At 37.7% G+C, this 4,610-nt stretch carries 5 protein-coding genes; 2 read left to right on the top strand and 3 right to left on the bottom strand.

The window, feature by feature from the left end:
• Positions 1-146: 146 nt before the first annotated feature.
• Together ACOVQ4_RS05725 and pgeF are read right to left on the bottom strand one after the other, a co-directional pair.
• Positions 147-323: a hypothetical protein gene (locus tag ACOVQ4_RS05725; RefSeq protein ID WP_283343868.1), complete on the bottom strand. Its 177-nt coding sequence runs from the start codon at positions 321-323 to the stop codon at positions 147-149.
• A 417-nt stretch (positions 324-740) separates the two neighbouring features.
• Entirely contained in the window at positions 741-1,484 is a 744-nt protein-coding gene (pgeF, locus tag ACOVQ4_RS05720; RefSeq protein WP_421819693.1) for a peptidoglycan editing factor PgeF, read from the bottom strand.
• A 72-nt stretch (positions 1,485-1,556) separates the two neighbouring features.
• Between pgeF and ACOVQ4_RS05715 the strand changes: the two genes are divergently transcribed.
• Complete coding sequence (locus ACOVQ4_RS05715; RefSeq protein ID WP_421819692.1) at positions 1,557-2,384, top strand: polysaccharide deacetylase family protein; 828 nt, start codon at positions 1,557-1,559, stop codon at positions 2,382-2,384.
• Between the two features lie 58 nt (positions 2,385-2,442).
• A complete protein-coding gene (locus tag ACOVQ4_RS05710) occupies positions 2,443-3,816 on the top strand; it encodes a M20/M25/M40 family metallo-hydrolase (RefSeq protein ID WP_421819691.1) in 1,374 nt (457 codons plus the stop codon).
• 203 nt (positions 3,817-4,019) lie between these two features.
• On the opposite strand, the gene ACOVQ4_RS05705 is transcribed toward ACOVQ4_RS05710, so the two are convergent.
• A complete protein-coding gene (locus tag ACOVQ4_RS05705) occupies positions 4,020-4,571 on the bottom strand; it encodes an REP-associated tyrosine transposase (RefSeq protein ID WP_421819690.1) in 552 nt (183 codons plus the stop codon).
• Between the last annotated feature and the right edge of the window lie 39 nt (positions 4,572-4,610).

Raw genomic sequence — 4,610 nt, 5'->3', positions numbered from 1 at the left:
TAACACTCTTTGCCTTGTGCCTGTTGCCTTGTCCCTATGATATAAGCAAAAAAGACTTGAGATTGGAGAGGTTACTTTCCGTTCTCAAGTCTTTTACTTATCAAGAGGTTGCCGAGTTGCAATGGTTTTTTCATAGATACTTTTTACTAGCTTACGCGGTACATTGTCGCACTCTGGTTACGAAGCATAAAAGCTAAAACAGCTTTCCAGAACGATTTGCGACTATTCTTTTCAGATTTTGCACTACCTTTTGTAGTTTTTGAAGCTGCGGCATTTTGTGATTCCTTCACAATTAAATCTGCCAATAACAAATTGTATTTCATAATGAATCTATTTGAGTGAAGAGTGTCCTCCAAAAAAATCTTGGAAGGTTGCAGAAGATAACACAAATGCAATTTTCTGTAAATCAAAAAATTACGCAACATTTACCACTCCTTAACTAAACCAGTGTTATCTCGTTTGATATTATGACACAAAGTTAAAGCATTAAGTTTCAAAGAACCTAAAATATATAACTTTTCAAATACAAGTTCTTTATTTACTACAATTTTATTGAATTTTACCAAGAAACCACTCTTCAAATAAGTCAATTTTATCCTCTATTTCCACAAAACCCAAAATGGCTATCGAAGTTGAGTTCGATAGCCATTCGCATAATTTTCAAATAAATGTCTATAAAGCAGTTTTTCATAAATATCCTCAACTTAATCTTTATCGAAGGTATTAAATGAAGGAAGAGATTAATCTGGCTGAATACCGATGATGGTTGTAAATCGACCAGTATTACCTTTTTCTTTTCGGAAAGAATAATAATCGTCATTATTTAAAATTGTAGAATACTGAGAAACTTGAATGTTTTGGCTTGGAACACCACAGTCTACGAGTTGTGCAAGATTGGCTTTTTTTAAATCGATTAAATACTTTTGGCGCTCATCATCAAACCTCTTGAAGTCTGGTTTAAACTCATCAGCCACCTCGATACCTACTTCAAAGTTTTTTTCATCGATACAAGTACCTACATACGCAAAACAGTTTTCGGGTCTAGTTCCAAACTCTTCTTGCATTTTTTGAATCGCCTTTGCGGTGATTTGTTTGATTGTTCCGCGCCAACCTGCATGTACTGCACCAACTGCCTGTCTGACAGGATCATAAATCAAAATTGGCGTACAATCGGCGACTGTCACACTCAAAAAAACTCCTTTTCGATTCGAAACCAACGCATCATAACCTTGAAAAGTCTTGCCTCTAGTTACCACAACCACCTCATCGCTGTGGGTTTGTCGAGAATGTGCTACTCTACGCTCTCCTATCCCTAAGGCATCGTACAAAATTCTTCGGTTTTGAATAATTGTTTCTTTTTTGTCACCACTATACAAGCCCAAATTGAGAGAAGTATAAGGTTTTTCGCTTACTCCACCATGCCTGGTGGTTTCTGCAGCAACTAAATTTGTAAATTGCTCAAAAATTTCAGGTCGTCTGAACATGTTTTATAAGTTTAAATTTTTCCCGCTGCAAAGTTATAAGATTATAGAGTGTACATTTCAACCTTTCAATAAATGATATTTATAAGACAAAAAAGAGGGATAATTGCAATATTAGTGGCGCTAAGCATAAGCAGTATATGGCTTTTCAAAGGATATATCTTTCCTCAAAATATGCCTAAGGCTGGAATTGCACTTTCATTTGATGATCGATACGTCAAAGAATGGTACTTATTACGCCCTCTATTTAGGAAATATAATGCGCATGTGACCTTTTATTTGACTCAGCCTGATAGCCTTAGCTCTGAAGAATGGAATATATTGGAGGAGTTATCTCGAGAGGGTCATGAAATAGCCTGTCATGGTGCAATACATACCCAATCCATACCTTTTGTTTGGCGCAATTCAATAAAAGAATATTTTGAGGTCGAAATATTTCCTGCTTTAAATACCATGAAAAAGCATGGCTATACCCCAACGACGTTTGCTCATCCGGGAGGCTCGCAATTTTGGTGGCTCGACCAAAAGCTTTACCAATATTTCAATTTATTACGAGATGTTTCTCTCAAAAAAAGAAAGCTAGGGAACTGGGTATTTGAGCGAAATATTGATGAAATCAATGAAATCTATTTTAGACCGAATCAATCCAAAAGCGTGAGCGCCTTAATGATTGATGTTAGTAATGAACTTTCAGAAAAAGAGATACTAGAAGTATTAAAAAAGGCAAAAAAAACGCAAAGCGTGGCTATGCTTTTTGGGCATAAACCACTCTTTCAGACGGCAAAGACAGGACAAGAATATGGATTTGAAGTCAAATTTTTGACGTATATTTTATCAGAAAGTGCTAAATTAGGTCTGAAAACCTATACCATGGCTGAATTAAGCCAATTCAACAAACCGTAATTACAATTCAATCCACAAGTGTTTGGCTTCGTCTTACACGCAAACATTACCTTTATTCATGAAAAAAAAATACTCCTTCATCACAACACTATTGCTGTCGGCAACGCTTAGTCAGGCACAAACAACCGACTCGGTAGTCGTAAAAAAAATTTATGACGCAACGCTTACGCACGGACAATCTTATGAGTGGCTTCGTCAACTTACTACTCAAATTGGGGGTCGTTTGGCTGGTTCGGCCAATGCAGCCAAAGCTGTACAATGGGGCAAAAGTGTACTCGAACAAGTTGGTGCAGACCGAGTTTTCTTACAAGATGTGATGGTTCCACACTGGGAACGTGGGGCAAAAGAAGAAGCCTATATTGTAAATGGTAAACAAAAAATAACTGTTCCTTTATTGGCATTAGGTGGCTCAATTGCAACACCTAAAAAAGGGATTCAAGCTGAAGTAATCGAGGTTCAGAATTTTCAAGAATTACGTGCTTTGGGAAAAGAAAAGTGCGAAGGCAAAATTATTTTCTTCAATCGCCCGATGGATCCTACCAAAATCAACACTTTTGAAGCTTATGGCGGTGCAGGAGACCAACGTCGTAGTGGTGCCAACGAAGCAAGTAAGGTTGGCGCTATCGGTGTAATTATACGTTCATTGAGTAATACATTGAACGACTATCCTCATACAGGATCCATGCAATATGCCACGGGTGTTCCTTTGATTCCTGCTGGCGCTATTTCTACGAATGCCGCAGAACTTTTAAGCAAAACATTAAAAGAAAATCCTAAAACGCAGTTTTTCTTTAAACAAAACTGTGAGACTTTTGATGATGCTCCATCACACAATGTGGTGGCTGAAATTAAAGGTTCCGAAAAACCAGATGAATATATCGTAGTAGGTGGTCACTTAGACTCTTGGGATGTTGCTCAAGGGGCACATGACGATGGTACAGGTATTGCCCAGTCAATGGAAGTACTACGATTGTTTAAAGAATTAGGCATCAGACCTAAGCATACTATCCGTATTGTTCTTTTTATGAACGAAGAAAATGGTAACCGTGGTGGTATCAAATACGCAGAGTTAGCAAAGCAAAATAACGAAAAACATATCTTCGCCTTGGAATCAGATAGCGGTGGTTTTACTCCGAAAGGCTTTGGTATTCAGGGTGCGGCTGCCTCTGTTTTCGAAAAAATCCAAGGTTATAAATCCTTATTTGCTCCTTATGGCTTGCACGAAATCGAACGCGGCGGTGGCGGAGTTGATATCGGCCCATTAGGCCCACAAGGAACAGTCTTGATTGGATTCAAACCTGATTCTCAGCGTTACTTTGAATATCACCATGCTTCGAATGACAAATTTGATACCGTAAATCAACGTGAATTAGAACTTGGTGCAGCTTCAATGGCTTCATTAGTTTACTTGTTAGATAAATACGGTTTGTAAGAAATACCTTTTGTGGGTGCTGGATTCCTTGTGCTGGTGCTGGATTCCTATCCAGCACCCACTTTTTCCAAGGATTCCAATCCTTGGTTATTCTAATAAAATAACATCTATTACGGTTTGTTCCGTTTGCTGGTGCTAGATTCCGTATGCTAGTGCTGGATTCCTATCCAGCACCCACCTTTTCCAAGGATTCCAATCCTTGGTTATTCTAATAAAATAACATCTATTATGGTTTGTTCCTTCGTATAATAATTCTTTGCCGAACTATACCGCCAATCTTCAGGCCTATCTACAAAGCCTGCCTTCACAGGATTTTGATGTATATAATCCAATTTCTGCATTATCACATCATAAGAATTCAGCCAAACAGGATGATTATCATGTTGCCAAAACTGGTACCTTTCATTCCCTGCTGTCCGTTTTCCAGACCACTCGAAAAGCCTTAACATCCATTTTTTTCTTGATTCAAAGGGATTGTTTTCAATCGCTGAGAGAATACGTTTTGCGGTAAATTGCCTTAATTCTCGTAAAATTTTATCCATAGGTCTTCCTCTCGTTCCGATAATAGCATGAAAATGATTGGTCATCAAGCAATAGGCATAAATGTCAAGGTCTTTTTCCTTGACACAAAAAGATAGACCTTCCATCAAGATATTGCTGTATTCCTCTCTGGTAAATACATCTACCCAAAAAACTGTTGCCGTGCTGATAAAATATAGACTCGATTGGTCTATAAACTTGTATTTTCTAGACATAGAAATTTTTGATTTGTTGTAAAACTATTTTTTAAGTTT

It is taken from the genome of Flectobacillus sp. (assembly GCF_049240685.1).
Lineage (GTDB): Bacteria > Bacteroidota > Bacteroidia > Cytophagales > Spirosomataceae > Flectobacillus.
This window is presented reverse-complemented; position numbering and strand designations above follow the sequence as displayed.

Coding starts and splice junctions, on each gene's coding strand:
- ACOVQ4_RS05725 (WP_283343868.1), bottom strand. CDS start 323: ATGAAATACAATTTGTTATTGGCAGATTTAATTGTGAAGGAATCACAA.
- pgeF (WP_421819693.1), bottom strand. CDS start 1,484: ATGTTCAGACGACCTGAAATTTTTGAGCAATTTACAAATTTAGTTGCT.
- ACOVQ4_RS05715 (WP_421819692.1), top strand. CDS start 1,557: ATGATATTTATAAGACAAAAAAGAGGGATAATTGCAATATTAGTGGCG.
- ACOVQ4_RS05710 (WP_421819691.1), top strand. CDS start 2,443: ATGAAAAAAAAATACTCCTTCATCACAACACTATTGCTGTCGGCAACG.
- ACOVQ4_RS05705 (WP_421819690.1), bottom strand. CDS start 4,571: ATGTCTAGAAAATACAAGTTTATAGACCAATCGAGTCTATATTTTATC.